Below are 18,246 nucleotides of genomic sequence, written 5' to 3'. Positions count from 1 at the left end.
TTTTCCGGCATCCTAAAAATAGCTCGAAGGCATTTGCGACGAGGGTTGACTGAGGTTTTAAATGCAACCTCTTATTCCGTCAACGAAGCATGTAGATATCTATTAGATCCAAATTGAATATAGATAGAGCAGTGTTTCGTGGCCGGTTCAACCGCAAGCAGTCTGATGAGGGTCTACCCATGAGCAATGCCGCTTTCGCAGTACAACCCGCTGTTCACGCGCTTGAAATCCATCCGGTGGCCGGTCGCATCGGTGCCGAAATCCGTGGTGTACAGCTTTCGGGCGAACTGGATGCCGCCACTGTTGAAGCTATTCAACAGGCACTGCTGCAATACAAAGTGATCTTCTTCCGCGAGCAGACCCAGCTCGACGATCAGCGTCAGGAGGCGTTCGCCCACCTGCTCGGTGAACCTGTTGCACACCCGACCGTACCGGTGCGCGAAGGCACGCGTTTTCTGCTGGAACTGGACGGCGCCGAGGGCCAGCGAGCCAGCTCCTGGCACACCGACGTGACCTTCGTCGAGGCCTACCCCAAAGCCTCGATCCTGCGCTCGGTGGTGGCCCCGGCTTTCGGCGGCGACACCCTGTGGGCCAACACCGCCACCGCCTACGACGGGTTGTCGGCGGAGCTGCGTGAGCTGGCCGACAAACTTGTCGCCGTGCACAGCAACGAATACGACTACGCCGGCACCCGGCCTGACGTCTCGGCCGAGAAGCTGGAGCGCTATCGCAAGATCTTCACCTCGACCGTGTACGAGACCGAGCACCCGGTGGTCCGCGTGCACCCGCTCAGCGGTGAGAAGAGCCTGTTGCTGGGGCATTTCGTTAAACGCATCAAGGGCTATTCCCAGGCCGATTCGGCACACCTGTTCGGTCTGTTGCAGAGCCATGTGATCCGCCAGGAAAACATCGTGCGCTGGCGCTGGAAGGCCGGTGATGTGGCGATCTGGGACAACCGCTCCACCCAGCATTACGCGGTGGATGACTACGGGACCCAGGACCGCATCGTGCGGCGGGTGACGCTCAAGGGTGAAGTGCCGGTGGGTGTGAACGGGCAGGTCAGCCAGACGGTGAAAGGGCCGGATATCGACGGCGTCTGAGCCGACGCCTTCGCGAGCAAGCCCGCTCCCACAGGGAATGTGTGAACGACACACATCCTGTGGGAGCGGGCTTGCCCGCGATGGCGGCCTATCGAGCAATAAAGAATTAATTTCTGATCGGGAACCTCGCCTTATGAGTCCGTTGCACGTCGCTTCAACCTCTTCACCCCAACGGCTCAAACGCCTGCCACTGGCCTTGTTGCTGGCAGGCAGCGCCAGTTGGACCCAAGGCTATGCGGCCGACAGCACCACCCCTGAAACCACCTCAGCAAAAACCGCCACGGCCGACAGCGCGCAACTGGAAACCGTGACGGTCACCACTCGCCGCCGCGAAGAAAGTTCGCAGGATGTGCCGACGCCCATGAGCGTGGTCAGCGGCCAGACCCTGGAAATCCAGCGGGTCTATCGCATCCAGGATCTGCAGCAGCTGGTGCCTAGCGTCAACGTCGCCTACATGCATGCGCGTCAGTCCAGCGTGTCGATCCGTGGCCTGGGCAACAACCCTGCCAGCGATGGCCTGGAAGGCAGTGTCGGCCTGTACATCGACAACGTTTACCTGGGCCGCCCCGGCATGGCCGTGTTCGACCTGATGGACATCGAGCAGCTCGAAGTGCTGCGCGGTCCACAAGGCACCCTGTTCGGCAAGAACACCACCGCCGGCGTGATCAACATCAGCACCCGCGCGCCGACCTTTACCCCGGAACGCAGCATCGAATCTTCGGTGGGCGAGGACGGATACTTCCAGACCAAGGGCACGATTTCCGGTCCGCTGAATGACGAACTGGCCGGACGCTTTTCTGCGTATCGCACCCGCAGCGACGGCGACATCAAGAACGAATTCGATGGCCACGATTTGAACGGTGGCTCGCGCGAAGGCTTCCGTGGGCAGTTGCTGTTCAAGCCCAACGAGTCGTTTAACTTGCGCTGGATCGGCGACTACAACGAGGAAGATTCCAGTGCCGGCACCCGTGTGTTGTTCAACACCGGGCCGACCATCAATGGCACCAACCTTTACCAGCGCCGGGCCAATGCGGCGGGCGCGACACTGGTTGACGGCACGCACCGCAAGGTCAACCTGAACAACGACCAGCACGTCACCGTGCATCAGGGCGGCACGTCGGTCGAGGCCAACTGGACGTTGCCGAGCGACTTCACCCTGACCTCTATCAGCTCCTATCGCTGGTGGAATTTCACCCCGCGCAATGATGACGGCCTGAACGTCTCCACCTTCTTCAATGCCGGTGTTTCGGTGGAGGATAAGCAGTACTCCCAGGAGTTTCGCCTGGCGTCGCCTACCGGTGGATTCTTCGATTACGTGCTCGGCGCCTACTACTTCGGCTCCGACCTGGACAACAAATCCTTCGCCTATTACGGCCCGCAAGCGGACATCTGGAACGGTACGCCCACCGGTGCGCTGAATAACATCGACAGTGTCGGCAACGGGCATATCGAAACCAACAGCTTCGCGCTGTTCGCCCAAGGCACCTGGCACCTGACCGAGCGTCTGGATTTCACCGCCGGCCTGCGCGGCACCTATGAAGAGAAAAGCGCCTGGGTCACCCGTGATGCACCGGTGGGTGGTGCCGCGGTTACCGGTGCGGCAGCTGCGGCACGACGAGCTCGCGCCGGCGTCTTCGACTCCGGCGATCTGAATCAGTACAGCTCCAGTCCCTCGGGTTTGTTGAACCTCAGTTACCGCCTCACCGACGACCTGCTCACTTACGCCACGTTGTCCCATGGCGAAAAATCCGGCGGGGTCAACCTGGCGGTGGGCACTGCACCGGTTGCCGGCGCCGACTCGCTGTTGATCGGCACCGAGCGCGCCAACAACGCCGAGCTCGGTTTCAAGAGCACCCTGTGGGACCGTCGCCTGCAACTTAACGCCAACCTGTTCTGGACCCAGGTCAACGGCTACCAGACCAACGCCTACGACGACGTCAACCGCGTGCAATACCTGACCAACGCCGGTTCCGTGCGCTCCCGTGGCGTGGAGTTCGAAAGCACCCTGATCCCGCTGCGTGGCCTGACGCTGAACATCAACGGCTCGTACAACGACGTCAGCTACCTCTCCTACAAGGATGCGCCGTGCCCACCGGAAGTCAGCCTGGCGCCAGGTGCTCCGGCGTCCTGCGACCTCAGCGGCCATCAAGTAGTCGGTGCTTCGAAATGGATCGGCAACGCCAACGGCGAATACAAATGGAACCTGAGCAACGGCTTCGAAGAGTACGTCACCGCCAGCTATGCGTTCCGCTCCAAAGCGGTGGGCACGGTGGAAGATTCCGACTTCGGGCAGATCCCGAGTTATGCGGTGGTCAACCTGTCCACCGGCCTTCGCGGCGACTTCAACCAGGGGCAGTGGGACGTTTCGCTGTGGCTGAAAAACGCCTTCGACAAAACCTACTACACGACGCTTTGGACAGCCGCCAATGGTGGTTATGAAGGCCTGCTCGGCACACCGCGGACGCTGGGCGTGACCGGTCGATATGACTTCTGAGCAACCCGGGACCTTCTGCGACTATCCAGGGATGGCCGCAGGAGGCAGTTGCCTCAGTTGCCGGTGATCAGGACGCAGGTTTGCGCTTTGCAGCCCTTGCCGCTGCTCAGTGAAACGAACCTGATGGCCGCTTCGGGCGTGGAAGTGGAAAGGGTGAGGGTTGCGTCTTTGAAATCCTGGGTCTGAAAGCGTTCATCCGGCAATACGACGCCTTTCCATTTTCCCTGGAAGACGTTGATCGGGTAGCTGGTCTTGTTTCTGATCTCGAGCTCAATCGCTCCCGTGTCCTTGGGGGTGGCCGCAAAAATCGAGAGTGGCGCCAGTAACAGCGCCATGCAGATCAATGGCCGGGTAGTGAATGTCATGGGTACTCATCCTGAGTTGATTGATTGGTGTGGGTACATCGCTTGTCGTTCTAAAACGGGCGGTGGCGCTTTAGCAATGTTGCGGTTGTAAGGGGGCATGTGCGTTTGCCGAAAGCGGCCAAAAAGCATGCCTGCCGAGAATATTTTCCATGCCTTGTAAGCATGTGGTTGCAGGCCCCTGGCCAGACGCCTTGCGGAATCAGGCGTGCAGCCATTCGAGCATTTCTGTTATTCGTTTTGGTTCTATTTTTAACTTTAAAAATTACTTTCGGGGATAAGCGTGCCGGCCAATGATTCACCCAGCGACCTGTCGTGTGGGGGATGTTGAGCACGATGTTTCGCTAATCCGCAAAGAGACCGCATGGAGTTAAGCAATGGGCAATGTCCAGATCGCCGCCGGTGCACATGAGGTGCTGTGGCGCCAGGCACCCGGTGGTGAGTTGGTCGACCTCGGCCGACCGCACCGGGTGCCCTTGGGCCAGTTGCGTTTGCAGCGCGCGCCCAAGGGCGTTCTTCGCCGGCGGGAAACGATCGTGCTGGGCGTGCTGGCGTTGCTGGTGCATGGCGCGGTGATCTATTGGCTCAATCAGCAACCGACCACCGTGCTGCCCATCGTGCCACCGCAGATTCCGCCGATGACCATCGAGTTCTCGCGTCCGGCGCCACCGGTGGTCGAGCCGCCGCCACTGCAACCTGTCCGGCCTGTGGTGGAGCCGCCTGTGCCCGTGGAAGACGAACTGGCGGTGAAACCACCTCCACCGAAGCCGGTTCCCAAGCCCAGGCCGGTGGCCAAACCGATACCGAAACCGGCGCCAAAAGCCGTTGAGCAACCACCTGCGCCGCCACAACCGGCAGCGCCTGTCGCGGCCCCGGCACCACCTGCACCGCCGGCGCCCGCGCCTGTGACACCGGCCTCCGCTACGGCCGGCTACTTGAAAAACCCGGCGCCGCAATACCCGTCGCTGGCCCAGCGTCGCGGCTGGGAAGGCACGGTGTTGTTGCGCGTGCAGGTGCTGGCCAGCGGCAAGCCCGGCGAGATCCAGCTGCAGAAAAGCAGCGGTCGCGATGCACTCGACGAAGCCGCGCTGAACGCGGTGAAACGCTGGAGTTTCGTGCCGGCCAAGCAAGGTGATGTCGCCCGGGACGGCTGGGTCAGCGTGCCCATCGATTTCAAGATTCATTAAACCGAAACCAATTTCGCGCGAAACGTTTACACGAGGAATACACCATGACGTTACTGGCCTCTCCACTTGAATCCATCGAAAGCGCGGTGATCTGGCTGCTGGTGGCTTTTTCCGTCGCGACCTGGGGGCTGGCATTGCTCAAGGGCGTGCAGTTCGGTCGCCTCAAGGCACAGGATCGAAAGTTTCATCAACAGTTCTGGGCCGCTTCGAGCCTCGACTCCGCGGCCGAACTGAGCGAAACCAAACCCGGAGCGGCAGCCCGGGTTGCACAGGCCGGTTATGCGGCAATCCAGGTGGGCGAGACGCCGCAGGCGGCGGACTTGAGCCAGGCGATCAATCATCAGGATCGTCTGGAGCGTGCCTTGCGTCAGCAGATCGTACGCGAGCGCCGGTCGCTGGAAACCGGGTTGGCGGTGCTCGCGAGCATTGGCAGCACCTCGCCGTTCATTGGTTTGTTCGGCACGGTGTGGGGAATCATGGAAGCGCTGAAAGGCATCAGCGCGGCGGGATCGGCAAGCCTTGAAACGGTCGCCGGGCCGATTGGCGCGGCACTGGTCGCCACCGGCGTAGGGATCGCTGTCGCCGTGCCGGCGGTGCTGGTTTACAACTATTTTTTGCGTCGTTTGAAACTGACGGCGGCGGACCTGGATGACTTCGCCCACGACTTCTACAGCCTGGCGCAGAAGAGTTCGTTCCGTGTGCTGATTCACCCGACGGCGCACAAGGCGGTAGCCCAGGGCAATGCGCAGAAAGTGAAGGAGGCGTCCTGATATGGCCTTCTCCACGCAAGACACCGATGAGGTGCTCAGCGAGATCAATGTAACGCCGCTGGTGGATGTGATGCTGGTGTTGCTGGTGGTGTTCATCGTCACCGCGCCACTGCTGACCAACGCCATTCCGATCAACCTGCCCAAGACCGAAGCGGTGGCGCCGGTGGAGCAGAAAGACCCGTTGGTGGTGAGCATCGACGGTGCCGGCAAACTGTTCATCAACAAGGACGAGATACAGCCGGACTTGCTGGAGTTCAACCTCAAGTCGGCGAAGGCCAAGGACCCCGAAGTGCGCGTGCAGTTGCAGGCGGACGATGGGGTGAATTACGGCGAAGTGGCGCGGGCCATGGCGTCGATTGAACGGGCAGGGATTACCAGGTTGTCGGTGATTACTGCGCGTTAACAGATTTTCGTTTTCCGGGGCCGTCTCCTTGGCAGGGTGCGGCCCTTTTTTTGTCTCGATTTCAGCAACACCACTAATCCCCTGTGGGAGCGGGCTTGCTCGCGAATGCGGCGTATCAGTCGACATAAATATTGCCTGACCGGACGCTTTCGCGAGCAAGCCCGCTCCCACAGTTGATGGTGGTTTATATTCTATACAGTTCTTAATAAATAGCTTCTTATTCCTTAACGAATATAAATCCTCTCCCTATACTCGACCGGGAACAGACACGCAGCAGGAGAGCTCCCCCATGCGCAACGAATCAATTCGCTACCTGATTGTGCCGGGCTGGCAAGGATCGCCAGAAGATCATTGGCAAAGCCACTGGCAGAACAGCCTGCCGAACAGCGCACGGGTGGAACAGGCCGACTGGCTGACGCCGCGCCGTGAAGACTGGGTCGCGGCGCTGGCCGAGGCGATTGCCGCCGACAGCACGCCGGTGATTCTCATTGCCCACAGCCTGGGTTGCATCACCGTCGCCCATTGGGCGGCGAGCGCCCCCGTGCAGTTTCTGCGTCAAGTGCGCGGTGCCTTGCTCGTCGCGCCGGCAGACGTCGAACGCCCGGCCTGCGCGCCGGCCTTGCGCAACTTCGCGCCGATTCCGACGGATCTGCTGCCATTCCCGAGCCAGATCGTCAGCTCCGACAACGACAGCGCCGTCAGTGCTCCGCGAGCCCTGGAACTGGCGCGCCACTGGGGCGCCGAAGCGGGGATTCTGGCGGGGGCAGGGCATATCAACGTGAAGTCCGGTCACCAGCGTTGGGAGCAGGGTTTTGCCTATCTCTATCGCCTGCAAAACCGCATGGAACACCACGCCCTGCGCCGCGCTTGAACACTTTTTTATTTAACGCCCCCGTCTCCCGGCGGTTTTGGGCGGGAGTCTGCCATGAGCTTTGAAACCTTCGGTCAGCCGCTGCTGACCTTTCCCGATGCCGAAAAAAGTCCCCTGAGCATTCGCGCCAAGGCACTGGTGTTTGTCGATCCACGGTCACGGCAATTACGTGAAGACCTTGAGCAACTGGCCACGCGCTCAGTGTCCGTGCTGATTCGTGGCGAAACCGGTACCGGCAAGGAATTGCTGGCCCGCCATATCCACCGCGCCAGTGATTGCGGCGGGTTGTTCGTGTCGGTCAACTGCGGGGCCATCAGCCCGACCTACGCCGACGCCGAGTTGTTCGGCTATGCCGCCGGCAGTTACAGCGGCTCGGCGAGCAGTCGTGCCGGGTGGTTCGGTTCGGCCAACGGCGGCACGCTGTACCTGGACGAAATCGGCGACCTGCCGCTGCCGATCCAGACCAAACTGCTCGCAGCGCTGGAAAACCACGAAGTCACCCGCGTCGGTGCCCAGCAGCCAAGCCCGGTGGATGTGCGGCTGGTGGCGGCCACCAGCATCGATCTGGCCCAGGCGGTCGCCGCCGGAAAATTCCATGAACGGCTCTATCACTACCTCAGCGAAGGCCAGCTCGAACTGCCGGCACTGCGCGAGCGCACGGGTGACATCCTGTCGCTGGCCGAATACTTCCTCGGGATCTACAGCCAGCGCCTCGACCTGCCGGTGCCGCTGATCAGCGAAGCGGCACAGCTTGCGCTGGAACATCACAGTTGGCCGGGCAATACCAGGGAGTTGGAGAACGTCATTCACTTTGCATTGCTGGTGAGTACGGGCGACGAGATTTTGCCGGAACATTTGAATTTGCCTGATGAAGGTCTGGGACCGATCGAACGGCAGCTCAAGCAGATTCTTGGCAACGGTTCCGATGCGGAAAAAGACGCCTTGAAACAACTGCTCGCAAGCGCTGGATTTCTGTAGGAGCGAGCTTGCTCGCGAGAAACCCACCGACGCCGCGGGCATCAGGTTTACGCGTTTTCGTTCACGACCATCGCGAGCAAGCTCGCTCCTACAGCTGTATGAACAAAATGGAATATGAAGCTGAATAAACGTTATTGTTCGGGAATAAAAAATCCCGGTATTGTCCGCTTCACGCCAGCGATAGCACTTCACTGGCACCCTCATGTTCAAGCCGTCGCCACAAGCGACTGTGATTTTCGATAAGGACACTGCATGAAAAAGGTTCTGTTGTTCACCGCACTGGCGGCTGCCCTGACCACGGGCCTGGCCCAGGCGGGCGAGAAACTGGTGGTTGCCGCGACCCCGGTGCCACACGCCGAGATTCTCGAGCTGATCAAGCCAACCCTCGCCAAAGAAGGCGTGGACCTGGAAATCAAGGTTTTCACCGACTACGTTCAACCGAACGTGCAGGTCGACCAGAAGCGTCTGGACGCCAACTACTTCCAGACCCTGCCGTACCTGAAGAGCTTCAACGAAGGCAAAGGCACTCACCTGGAAACCGTGATCGGTGTTCACGTTGAACCCTTCGGTGGCTACTCGAAGAAAGTCAAAACCCTGGCTGAGCTCAAAGACGGCGCGACCATCGCCATCCCGAACGAAGGCAGCAACAGCGGCCGTGCCCTGATCCTGTTGCAGAAGGCTGGCCTGATCGAGTTGAAAGACCCGAAAAACGCCGTCTCGACCCCGAAAGACATCGCCAAGAACCCGCACAACTTCAAGTTCAAGGAACTCGAATCGGCCATGTTGCCGCGTGTGCTGGATCAGGTTGACCTGGACATGATCAACACCAACTACGCACTGGAAGCGGGCCTGAACCCGGCGAAAGACGCGCTGATCATTGAAGGTGCCGATTCACCTTACGTGAACTACCTGGTGGCCCGCCCGGACAACAAGGACAGCGTTGCCATCCAGAAACTGGCCAAGGCCCTGACCAGCCCGGAAGTGAAAGCCTTCATCGAGAAGAAGTACAGCGGCGCGGTACTGCCGGCGTTCTGATTCGCGAAGCAAACCCCTTCAAGGTTTCAAACGCCGACGGCTGATTTAGCGTCGGCGTTTTTTTATGTGTGTCGGTTTACCGGTGGCGAGGACGCTTTTGTGGCGATCCGACAAGCCCCCGCCACAAAGTGCCGTTTAACCTTGGGATTGCTTAGGCCGGTCCGGCCTTCAACGCCCTGCGCAACGCCATCAATAATTTCAGAATGTCCTGCGGATCCAGCCGTTGCGGCGTTTGTTCGTCTGCCATGTTCTCGTCCTTGTGAGATTTTGCCCGGGAGTCTGGCCAAAAGTGGTTCGTCCTTGGCGCTGTGTTTCGAAAAAAAGATCCTTCCTACGGAGCAAGGAAAAATAGACGTCTTCCATTGCCCCGGCAAATCAGGCGCCGCTCAATCCGGCCAATACCATGCCGGCTCATCCAGCATGCGTTGGCCCACGATCCCGGTCTGGCCAAGATTTTTCTCCAGCACGATGCAGTTGCAGTCGGGGTCCTGCTGCAAGGCCGAAATCAAGCGCCGGGCATGTGACACCACCCACACCTGGCACTGCTCGGAAGCGCGGATGATCAAGCGCGCCAACGCCGGCAGCAGATCCGGATGCAGGCTGGTTTCCGGCTCGTTCAGCACCATCAGCGTCGGCGGCCGTGGCGTCAGCAGCGCCGCGACCAGCAGCAGGTAACGCAACGTTCCGTCTGACAGTTCGGCGGCCGACAGCGGCCGCAACAAACCTTCCTGAAAGAACTCGATGGCGAAACGTCCACCCGGCAGTGGTTCGATGTTCAGTCGTGCGCCGGGGAAGGCGTCGCTGATCGCCGCCCGCAAAGCCTCGGGATCACCGATTTCGATGATCGTCTGCAAGGCCGCCGCCAGATCGCGTCCGTCGTGGTGCAGCACTGGCGTGCGGGTGCCCAGTTGCGGCTGACGCGCCGGGGCGTCGGCATCGCTGCGAAAGTGATCGTAGAAGCGCCAGCGGCGGATGAACTCGCGCATCTCCAGTACTTCCGGTGAACTGCGCAGGCTGCCGACCTGATCGAACAGGCTGTCGAATGTCGGCGTGTGTTGCGCCAATACATCCCACTTGCGATCGGCGCGGGCACGGATCATCGGGCCGTCACGATCGACCAGCAGACTGGCCGGGCGATAGAACACCCCGGCCCACAGGCATTCGCGTTTGATTTGCGGGTCGAGACTGAAATAAGACGGTATCGGCGTGCTGCGTCCGGGCAGCATGAAATGACCATTGGAATCGGGCAGGCCGAGGCTGATCGAGTAGCCGAAATCCTCTCCCGCAAACCCCAGGCGCAGGCGTTTGACGCCCTGGCGCACGGTGGGCTCGATGGCGACTTCGCCGGTGCGCATGCGCCGGGAGATGGTTTCCGGGCCGGCCCAGAAGGTCGAATCCAGCCCACCTTCACGGGCCAGCGCGTTGACCACGCCGCCGTGGGCGGTTTCCGCCAGCAGGCGCAGCGCACGGTACAGGTTGGATTTGCCGCTGCCGTTGGGGCCGGTGATCAGATTCAGCCGGCCCAGCGGGATCACCAGTTTGTTGATCGAACGGTAGTTGGCCACCGCGAGAGTCTTGAGCATTTGGGTTCCTGAGGCGGGATCGACCGGGGCTCATTGTCAGGCATGCACAGGCGTCTATGGCAAGTGTTTCAGGGCTTAAAAGGTGCGAACTTTTTCTTCATAAGACGCTCGTGCAAGGTTCCAATCCTGTTCTAAGCTCTCTGTCGTGTTGTACATGAAAAAGGCCAAGGAGTTTGCATGGTGGTTCCCGGATTGAAAGTAGTAATGGCCTTGAGTGTCGTCACCCTGCTGACGGCTTGCGACGAGAAAAAACCCGTGCAGGAATATCTGCCACGGGTGTTCGTGCAAGTCGTCAAGCCGGCGGATTACGCGGCTTCGGTTACCCTCACCGGTGATATCCAGGCACGAATACAGACGGAGCTGTCTTTTCGTGTGGGTGGCAAGATCATCCAGCGTTCGGTTGACGTCGGTGATCGAGTGACAGCCAGGCAAGTGCTGGCCCGGCTCGACCCGAAGGATTTGCAGACCAATGTCGATTCGGCCCAGGCGCAAGTCGTCGCCGAACAGGCGCGGGTGACGCAGAGTGCGGCGGCGTTCGTGCGTCAGCAAAAATTGCTGCCCAAGGGCTACACCAGTCAGAGCGAATACGACTCGGCCCAGGCAGCCTTGCACAGTAGTCAGAGTGCCTTGAGCGCTGCCCAGGCGCAGTTGGCCAACGCCAAGGATCAGTTGAGCTATACGGCGCTGATCGCCGATGCGCCGGGGATCATTACCGAGCGCCAGGCCGAAGTCGGCCAAGTAGTGCAGGCGACCATGCCGGTCTTCAGCCTGGCCCGTGACGGCGACCGGGATGCGGTGTTCAACGTCTATGAATCACTGCTGGCCGAGAAGCCGAAAGATCAAACCATCGTCCTCAGTCTGCTCGACAACCCAGCGATCAAGACTACCGGCACCGTGCGCGAAGTCACCCCCGCGGTGTCGGCGCAATCCGGCACCGTGCAGGTCAAGGTCGGCCTCGACAAACTGCCCGATGGCATGCAACTGGGCTCGGTGGTGAGTGCCACGGCCAGGGGATCGGGCAAGTCGGTCATCGAGTTGCCGTGGTCGGCGTTGACCAAAAACATCAGTGTCCCCGCTGTCTGGATTGTCGACGACAAGGGCAAGGCCCAATTGCATTCGGTCACGGTCAGCCGCTACCTGACCGGCAAGGTCATCATCAGCGACGGCTTGAAGGACGGGGACAAAGTCATCATCGCGGGCGGACAACTCTTGCACCCGGACATGGAAGTCGAGATTGCCGAAAACACTTACAAGGATCTGACGTGGGGAGCCAAGCCATGAAGCCTTTATGGGCGTTGTCCATCGGGCTGGTGCTGAGCGCCTGTTCTGAAAGCGAACCGCCGCCGGCGCCGGTACGGCCGGTGCTGTCGATCAAGGTCAAGACCTTGAACGAAGAGGACCTGGGCCGCTTCGCCGGCAGCATCCAGGCGCGTTATGAAACCGATACCGGCTTCCGTGTGGGCGGGCGAATCGCCAGCCGTAACGTCGATGTCGGCACCGAGGTGGAGAAGGGTACGCTGCTCGCCACCCTCGATCCTTCCGACCAGCAAAACCAATTGCGCTCGGCCCAGGGCGATCTGTCGAAAATCCAGGCGCAACTGATCAACGCCAAGGCCACGGCCCAGCGTCAGCAAGCCTTGTTTGACCGCGGGGTCGGCGCGCAAGCGCAACTCGACGAGGCCAACACGGACCTGAAAACCACCCAGGCCTCACTCGATCAGGCCCGGGCGGCCGTCAACCAGAGCAAGGACCAACTGGGCTACACCGAGCTGCGCGCCGACCATAAAGCCGTGGTCACCCAGTGGAGCGCCGAGGCCGGGCAAGTGGTGTCGGCCGGTCAGCAAGTGGTGACACTGGCGCAACCGGACATCAAGGAAGCGGTGATCGATCTGCCGGATACCCTGGTCGATCAACTACCCAGCGATGTGGTGTTCCTGGTCGCTGCGCAACTTGATCCAAGCATCAACAGCACCGCCATCATTCGCGAAATCGAACCTAAGGCTCAAAGCGCCACACGCACCCGTCGCGCCCGCCTGACCCTGGCCGAAACGCCGCCCGGCTTTCGCTTGGGTACGGCAATCAGCGTCACCCTGAGCTCGGCGATCAAGCCGCGTATCGAGTTGCCGGTCACCGCGCTGCAGGAGGTCGATGGCAAGCCACGCATCTGGGTGATTGATGCACAGAGTAAAACCGTCTCTCCCCGTGACATCCAGGTGATCAGCCGTACCAACAGCACCGTGGTGCTGGCCGGCGGCGTGAAGAACGGCGAGCGGGTGGTCAGTGCCGGTGTGAACAGCCTCAAACCGGGGCAACAAGTGAAAATCGACGAGGACAGTCAATGAAAGGGCCTTTCAACCTCTCGGAATGGGCCCTCAAGCATCAGTCGTTCATCTGGTATCTGATGTTCGTCGCATTGCTGATGGGTGTGTTCTCGTACTTCAACCTGGGGCGCGAAGAAGACCCTTCGTTCACCATCAAAACCATGGTGATCCAGAGCAAATGGCCGGGGGCAACCCAAGAGGAAACCCTCAAGCAGATCACCGACCGGATCGAGAAAAAGCTCGAAGAACTCGACTCCCTCGACTATGTGAAAAGCTACACGCGCCCCGGTGAATCCACGGTGTACGTGTACCTGCGCGACACCACCAGTGCCAAGGACATCCCGGAAATCTGGTACCAGGTGCGCAAGAAGATCAACGACATCAAGTACCAGTTCCCGCAAGGCATACAGGGGCCGTCGTTCAACGACGAGTTCGGTGACGTCTTCGGCTCGATCTACGCCTTCACCGCCGACGGCCTGACCCTGCGTCAGTTGCGCGACTACGTGGAACAGGCGCGCATGGAAATTCGCGGCGTGCCGGGGCTGGGCAAGATCGAGATGGTCGGCCAGCAGGACGAAGTGCTGTACCTGAACTTCTCCACACGCAAACTCGCAGCGCTGGGCATCGATGAGCGTCAGGTGGTGCAGAGCCTGCAAAGCCAGAACGCCGTGACCCCGGCGGGTGTCATCGAGGCCGGGCCGGAGCGGATTTCGGTGCGCACTTCAGGGAAGTTCGCTTCGGAGAAAGACCTGGCCGAGGTCAACCTCAAGCTCAACGACCGCTACTATCGTCTGGCCGACATCGCCGAAATCAGTCGCGGCTATGTCGATCCGGCCTCGCCGGAATTCCGCTACAACGGCAAACAGGCCATCGGTCTGGCGATTGCCATGCAGACGGGTGGCAACGTCCAGGCGTTCGGCAAGGCCCTGCACGCCCGTATCGACCAGTTGACCGCCGACCTGCCGGTGGGTGTCGGCATTTACAACGTGTCCGACCAGGCCGTGGTGGTGGAAGAGGCCGTCGGCGGCTTTACCAGTGCCTTGTTCGAGGCGGTGGTGATCGTGCTGCTGGTCAGCTTCGTCAGCCTTGGCGTGCGCGCCGGGCTGGTGGTGGCGTGCTCGATCCCGTTGGTGCTGGCGATGGTGTTCGTGTTCATGGAATACAGCGGCATCACCATGCAGCGGATTTCCCTCGGTGCTCTGATCATCGCCCTCGGCCTGTTGGTGGACGATGCGATGATCACCGTGGAGATGATGGTCACGCGCCTGGAAATGGGCGAGACCAAGGAGCAGGCGGCGACGTTCGCCTACACCTCCACGGCGTTCCCGATGCTCACCGGTACGCTGGTGACGGTGGCGGGCTTCGTGCCGATCGGCTTGAACGCCAGCTCCGCCGGTGAGTACACCTACACCCTGTTTGCGGTGATTGCCTGCGCGATGCTGGTGTCATGGGTGGTGGCGGTACTGTTTGCGCCGGTGATCGGCGTGCACATTCTCAGTGCCAAGGTGAAACCCCACGAAGGCGAACCCGGGCGTATCGGCAAGGCGTTCAACGGCGGGCTGTTGTGGTGCATGCGCAATCGCTGGTGGGCCATTGGCATCACCGTGCTGTGCTTTGTACTGGCGGTGTTCAGCATGCGTTACGTGCAGAACCAGTTCTTCCCGTCTTCGGATCGCCCGGAAATCCTGGTCGACCTGAACCTGCCGCAAAACGCCTCGCTCGACGAAACCCGCCGGGCCGTCGATCGCCTCGAAGCTACGCTCAAGGACGATCCGGACATCGTGCGCTGGAGCACCTACGTCGGTCAGGGCGCGATCCGTTTCTATCTGCCACTGGACCAACAACTGCAAAACCCCTTCTACGCGCAGTTGGTGATCGTCAGCAAAGGCCATACCCGTGAAGCCATGATGCAGAAGCTTCGCGAGCGCTTGCGCAACGACTTCGTCGGCATCGGCAGTTATGTCCAGGCACTGGAAATGGGCCCGCCGGTAGGGCGTCCGATCCAGTACCGGGTCAGCGGCAAAGACATCGACCAGGTGCGCCGACATGCCATCGACCTGGCCACTGAGCTGGACAAGAACCCGCACATTGGCGAGATCATCTACGACTGGAACGAGCCGGGCAAAGTCCTGCGCATCGACATCGCCCAGGACAAGGCGCGGCAACTGGGGCTGTCTTCCGAGGATGTGGCCAACCTGATGAACGGCATCGTCAGCGGCCAGACGGTGACCCAGGTCGATGACGACATTTACCTGATCAACGTGGTCGGGCGCGCGGTGGATTCCGAACGCGGTACGCCGGAAACCCTGCAGAACCTGCAAATCGTCACGCCTAGCGGCACGTCGATTCCGCTGCTGGCGTTCGCCACGGTGCGCTACGAACTGGAACAACCGCTGGTGTGGCGTCGCGATCGCCTGCCGACCATCACCATCAAGGCGGCGATTCGTGACGAGATCCAGCCGACGGACCTGGTGAAAATCCTCAAGCCGTCCATCGACGCTTTCGCCGCCAAACTGCCGGCGGGCTACAAGGTCGCCACCGGTGGTACGGTGGAGGAAAGCGGCAAGGCCCAGGGCCCGATTGCCAAGGTTGTGCCGCTGATGCTGTTCATGATGGCGACCTTCCTGATGATCCAGCTGCACAGCGTGCAGAAGCTGTTCCTGGTGGCCAGCGTTGCGCCGCTGGGGCTGATCGGCGTGGTGATCGCGCTGGTGCCGACGGGCACGCCGATGGGCTTCGTGGCGATCCTCGGGATTCTGGCGCTGATCGGTATCATCATCCGTAACTCGGTGATCCTGGTGACCCAGATCGAAGAGTACGAGCAGAAGGGCTACGCGCCGTGGGATGCGGTGGTGCAAGCCACCGAACACCGACGTCGGCCGATCCTGCTGACCGCTGCGGCGGCGAGCATGGGGATGATCCCGATTGCCCGGGAAGTGTTCTGGGGGCCGATGGCCTACGCAATGATCGGCGGGATCGTCATCGCCACCTTGCTGACGCTGCTGTTTTTGCCGGCGCTGTATGTGGCCTGGTACAAGATTCGCGAGCCGAAGAAAGAGGCGCAGTAAGGGCGAGCGCTTTTCGCTCATCGCGAGCAAGCGCGCTCCCACATAGGATCTGGTTGGCTGCAAATTTTGTAGTCAACCCAAAACCCCTGTGGGAGCGAGCTTGCTCGCGATGGCGTCCGAATTGACTACACAGCCTTACGCCAAACACTCGCCAACCAAGGCTGCTGCTCTCGCGGCAGCCCGGCCGGCCGGTAGTAATGCTCCAGCTCCACAAACCCCGCCTCGATCAACAATTGCTGCCAGGTCGCCAGGTCGTGATACGACCCATAACGCGGCCCATTCCAGCCTTCCTGATTCTCGCCACGGGGATTGGAACTGAACAACACGCCACCTGGTTTCAGCGCTCCCCACAACTGCTTCAACACCCGCGGTAATTCCTGACGCGGAACATGAAACAGCACCGCGTTGGCAAAAATCCCGTCGAAACGCTGGGCCGGCAGATCAAGCTTCAAGAAGTCCTGCTGCCACACTTCGCAGCCGCTGTCTGCACGGGCCATCTGCGCGAACTTTTCCGAACCGTCGAGACCGACCGCCTTGTGGCCCATATGGGTGAAGGTTTGCAAATCCCGACCCGGCCCGCAGCCAAAATCGAGAATCTCGAAAGGCACCTCACCATGAATATGTCGCAACAGGGCATCGATGTTCTGGCTGACATCGTGATCGCGCGTGCCTTCGCGAAAGTCTTCAGCGACCGCGTTGTAATGGCCGAGGGTCGTGAAGGTGATCTGTTCGAGGTCGTCGGGTGTTTGCTTCATGTTTGGCTGCGCAGGCAAGTGGTGGAATTCGTCGAATATACGCCATCAAGCTTGGGGCTGCTGCGCAGCCCATCGCGAGCAAGCTCGCTCCCACAGTTGACCGCGTACACCTGTGGGAGCGAGCTTGCTCGCGATGGCGGAGGCACTGACAACCGATGATTAAAGTCTGACTTAGCCCTTCTTCATCCCCAAACACTCAATGGAGTGATCCACCATCGCCTTGGCAATCTCCAGCAAATGCCAGATCGAATACACCATCGCCCGGTCGGCACCCTTGAGTTGGTCGCCACATTGATACGCCGTCACCGAAGCACAGCGCAGCAGATCGGCGACATAGAGTTGGGTGTCTTCAAAACTCACGTCTTTACTGACGTTGTAGAAGCGCATTTCATCGGTTGGTGTGGGTTGCTTGCCGGTGAGGTAGAAATCGATTGCACGGTAGAGCGCTGATCGATCCCTGAGAGGGTCTTCAGTGCCGGTTTCGTTGGAGGGGTTTTCGGGTGGTGGATCGGGTACTGATTTCGTCATTGGTAAAACTCCTAGTGCTAATGGGAGCCAACCGATATCGCGACTAAACGATCAAGGGTGGCGGCTGCGCACAGGTTAGTCGACCGGTCACTAGGCTACCCGGCGCACCCGAAGGTGCCCTGCGCACAGCCACCATAACGTTCAGGCAGTAGAACCTGAAATGAGGTGACGCTGTACGCCTAGTAAAATCCGGGCGACTAAACCCGATCACTGATAAGCAGTGACGGACCGAGACTAGTCACGGAATTCGGCAGGCGCAAGCGAGCGAAATGATCTAGGAAATGTCCTGCAAAAGAAAGGGAACGGGCCTGCAAAACCGCTGATTTTCCTGTACGAAAACTTCCCTCTGGAAGCCCGTGATCATCTGCGGCGAAGGAGCTTTTGTGGCGAGGGGGCTTGTCGGGCGGCGTTCCGACGATGGCGATTTCACAGGCGCCGACCTGTAACTTCTTACAGTTTCGGCCCGGTCAAAAAAGGCCCAGTCTGTCCTCAGTCAGAGCGAAGGACCGTCATTGCCGTGAACGCTTATCACCACACCGCGACACCAACGTTGTCGGTCATCGATCCACGCGCCCTGACGGTTCGCAGCATCGGCTATTGCCGCCATCCCGACAGCCCGGAGATTGATCCGCGCATTACCCGGCAACGCTTCGACGCGGTAGGTCGCTTGGTCGAGTCGTGGGACCCACGGTTGTGGGGCACGGCGCCGAAGCCGAACCTGGCCACGGTCTACGGCTTGAGTGGGCAACCGTTGCTGACGGACAGCGTCGATGCCGGTTGGCAGTTGAGTG

At 60.4% G+C, this 18,246-nt stretch carries 16 protein-coding genes; 12 read left to right on the top strand and 4 right to left on the bottom strand.

The genetic code is table 11. From position 1 onward, the window contains the following. Positions 1–179: 179 nt before the first annotated feature. Positions 180–1,100 (top strand): TauD/TfdA dioxygenase family protein, encoded by a 921-nt coding sequence (locus tag KGB28_RS08690; protein WP_223444214.1) that lies wholly within the window; start codon positions 180–182, stop codon positions 1,098–1,100. A gap of 133 nt (positions 1,101–1,233) precedes the next feature. Continuing rightward, positions 1,234–3,594 carry a TonB-dependent receptor gene (locus KGB28_RS08685; RefSeq protein ID WP_223444212.1) on the top strand — a complete coding sequence of 787 codons (2,361 nt, stop codon included), beginning with the start codon at positions 1,234–1,236 and terminating at the stop codon, positions 3,592–3,594. A 53-nt stretch (positions 3,595–3,647) separates the two neighbouring features. On the opposite strand, the gene KGB28_RS08680 is transcribed toward KGB28_RS08685, so the two are convergent. Beyond that, positions 3,648–3,959 carry a hypothetical protein gene (locus KGB28_RS08680; protein WP_223444210.1) on the bottom strand — a complete coding sequence of 104 codons (312 nt, stop codon included), beginning with the start codon at positions 3,957–3,959 and terminating at the stop codon, positions 3,648–3,650. A gap of 374 nt (positions 3,960–4,333) precedes the next feature. Between KGB28_RS08680 and KGB28_RS08675 the strand changes: the two genes are divergently transcribed. The 6 genes from KGB28_RS08675 (at position 4,334) to KGB28_RS08650 (ending at position 9,200) form a co-directional block, all read left to right on the top strand. Continuing rightward, on the top strand, positions 4,334–5,143 hold the full coding sequence (locus tag KGB28_RS08675) for an energy transducer TonB (RefSeq protein ID WP_223444208.1): 810 nt from the start codon (positions 4,334–4,336) through the stop codon (positions 5,141–5,143). A gap of 44 nt (positions 5,144–5,187) precedes the next feature. Next, the gene (locus tag KGB28_RS08670; protein WP_223444206.1) at positions 5,188–5,913 is read left to right on the top strand and encodes a MotA/TolQ/ExbB proton channel family protein; all 726 of its coding nucleotides are present in this window, start codon (positions 5,188–5,190) and stop codon (positions 5,911–5,913) included. A 1-nt stretch (position 5,914) separates the two neighbouring features. Then, positions 5,915–6,316, top strand: coding sequence for an ExbD/TolR family protein (locus KGB28_RS08665; RefSeq protein WP_008045412.1), 402 nt, complete (start codon positions 5,915–5,917; stop codon positions 6,314–6,316). Positions 6,317–6,605: 289 nt separating this feature from the next. Continuing rightward, positions 6,606–7,187 carry an alpha/beta hydrolase gene (locus tag KGB28_RS08660; protein ID WP_223444204.1) on the top strand — a complete coding sequence of 194 codons (582 nt, stop codon included), beginning with the start codon at positions 6,606–6,608 and terminating at the stop codon, positions 7,185–7,187. Positions 7,188–7,241: 54 nt separating this feature from the next. Then, entirely contained in the window at positions 7,242–8,165 is a 924-nt protein-coding gene (locus KGB28_RS08655) for a sigma 54-interacting transcriptional regulator (protein ID WP_223444203.1), read from the top strand. Positions 8,166–8,417: 252 nt separating this feature from the next. Continuing rightward, positions 8,418–9,200 (top strand): MetQ/NlpA family ABC transporter substrate-binding protein, encoded by a 783-nt coding sequence (locus KGB28_RS08650; protein WP_008045406.1) that lies wholly within the window; start codon positions 8,418–8,420, stop codon positions 9,198–9,200. Between the two features lie 386 nt (positions 9,201–9,586). Here KGB28_RS08650 and KGB28_RS08645 read toward each other — a convergent pair whose 3' ends face one another. Continuing rightward, entirely contained in the window at positions 9,587–10,783 is a 1,197-nt protein-coding gene (locus KGB28_RS08645) for an AAA family ATPase (protein WP_223444201.1), read from the bottom strand. Between the two features lie 177 nt (positions 10,784–10,960). Here KGB28_RS08645 and KGB28_RS08640 point away from each other — a divergent pair, with 177 nt between their 5' ends. From KGB28_RS08640 to KGB28_RS08630, 3 genes are read left to right on the top strand one after another with little or no spacing between them, the layout of a single operon-like run. Beyond that, positions 10,961–12,064, top strand: a complete 1,104-nt coding sequence (locus tag KGB28_RS08640) for an efflux RND transporter periplasmic adaptor subunit (RefSeq protein WP_223444199.1) — start codon at positions 10,961–10,963, stop codon at positions 12,062–12,064. Next, positions 12,061–13,125, top strand: coding sequence for an efflux RND transporter periplasmic adaptor subunit (locus tag KGB28_RS08635; protein WP_223444197.1), 1,065 nt, complete (start codon positions 12,061–12,063; stop codon positions 13,123–13,125). The genes KGB28_RS08640 and KGB28_RS08635 overlap by 4 nt, the downstream gene beginning before the upstream one ends. Further along, positions 13,122–16,172: an efflux RND transporter permease subunit gene (locus KGB28_RS08630; protein WP_223444194.1), complete on the top strand. Its 3,051-nt coding sequence runs from the start codon at positions 13,122–13,124 to the stop codon at positions 16,170–16,172. Before KGB28_RS08635 ends, KGB28_RS08630 begins: the two co-directional genes overlap by 4 nt. Before the next feature lie 125 nt (positions 16,173–16,297). Here the strand turns inward: KGB28_RS08630 and KGB28_RS08625 are convergent, their stop codons facing one another. Together KGB28_RS08625 and KGB28_RS08620 are read right to left on the bottom strand one after the other, a co-directional pair. Continuing rightward, entirely contained in the window at positions 16,298–16,927 is a 630-nt protein-coding gene (locus KGB28_RS08625) for a class I SAM-dependent methyltransferase (protein WP_223444192.1), read from the bottom strand. Positions 16,928–17,098: 171 nt separating this feature from the next. Then, positions 17,099–17,455 carry a DUF6124 family protein gene (locus KGB28_RS08620; RefSeq protein WP_223444190.1) on the bottom strand — a complete coding sequence of 119 codons (357 nt, stop codon included), beginning with the start codon at positions 17,453–17,455 and terminating at the stop codon, positions 17,099–17,101. Positions 17,456–17,972: 517 nt separating this feature from the next. Between KGB28_RS08620 and KGB28_RS08615 the strand changes: the two genes are divergently transcribed. Beyond that, the coding region (locus KGB28_RS08615) for a hypothetical protein (RefSeq protein ID WP_223444188.1) at positions 17,973–18,246 on the top strand (274 nt) is incomplete at its 3' end.

It is taken from the genome of Pseudomonas sp. BF-R-19 (assembly GCF_019956445.1).
GTDB classification, from domain to species: Bacteria; Pseudomonadota; Gammaproteobacteria; order Pseudomonadales; family Pseudomonadaceae; genus Aquipseudomonas; species Aquipseudomonas fluorescens_BH.
Note: the sequence above shows the minus strand (reverse complement) of the source record. Positions and strands in the feature narration are given on the sequence as shown.

Excerpts from the sequence above, each read along its gene's own strand:
- KGB28_RS08690 (WP_223444214.1), top strand. The coding sequence starts at position 180 with ATGAGCAATGCCGCTTTCGCAGTACAACCCGCTGTTCACGCGCTTGAA.
- KGB28_RS08685 (WP_223444212.1), top strand. The coding sequence starts at position 1,234 with ATGAGTCCGTTGCACGTCGCTTCAACCTCTTCACCCCAACGGCTCAAA.
- KGB28_RS08680 (WP_223444210.1), bottom strand. The coding sequence starts at position 3,959 with ATGACATTCACTACCCGGCCATTGATCTGCATGGCGCTGTTACTGGCG.
- KGB28_RS08675 (WP_223444208.1), top strand. The coding sequence starts at position 4,334 with ATGGGCAATGTCCAGATCGCCGCCGGTGCACATGAGGTGCTGTGGCGC.
- KGB28_RS08670 (WP_223444206.1), top strand. The coding sequence starts at position 5,188 with ATGACGTTACTGGCCTCTCCACTTGAATCCATCGAAAGCGCGGTGATC.
- KGB28_RS08665 (WP_008045412.1), top strand. The coding sequence starts at position 5,915 with ATGGCCTTCTCCACGCAAGACACCGATGAGGTGCTCAGCGAGATCAAT.
- KGB28_RS08660 (WP_223444204.1), top strand. The coding sequence starts at position 6,606 with ATGCGCAACGAATCAATTCGCTACCTGATTGTGCCGGGCTGGCAAGGA.
- KGB28_RS08655 (WP_223444203.1), top strand. The coding sequence starts at position 7,242 with ATGAGCTTTGAAACCTTCGGTCAGCCGCTGCTGACCTTTCCCGATGCC.
- KGB28_RS08650 (WP_008045406.1), top strand. The coding sequence starts at position 8,418 with ATGAAAAAGGTTCTGTTGTTCACCGCACTGGCGGCTGCCCTGACCACG.
- KGB28_RS08645 (WP_223444201.1), bottom strand. The coding sequence starts at position 10,783 with ATGCTCAAGACTCTCGCGGTGGCCAACTACCGTTCGATCAACAAACTG.
- KGB28_RS08640 (WP_223444199.1), top strand. The coding sequence starts at position 10,961 with ATGGTGGTTCCCGGATTGAAAGTAGTAATGGCCTTGAGTGTCGTCACC.
- KGB28_RS08635 (WP_223444197.1), top strand. The coding sequence starts at position 12,061 with ATGAAGCCTTTATGGGCGTTGTCCATCGGGCTGGTGCTGAGCGCCTGT.
- KGB28_RS08630 (WP_223444194.1), top strand. The coding sequence starts at position 13,122 with ATGAAAGGGCCTTTCAACCTCTCGGAATGGGCCCTCAAGCATCAGTCG.
- KGB28_RS08625 (WP_223444192.1), bottom strand. The coding sequence starts at position 16,927 with ATGAAGCAAACACCCGACGACCTCGAACAGATCACCTTCACGACCCTC.
- KGB28_RS08620 (WP_223444190.1), bottom strand. The coding sequence starts at position 17,455 with ATGACGAAATCAGTACCCGATCCACCACCCGAAAACCCCTCCAACGAA.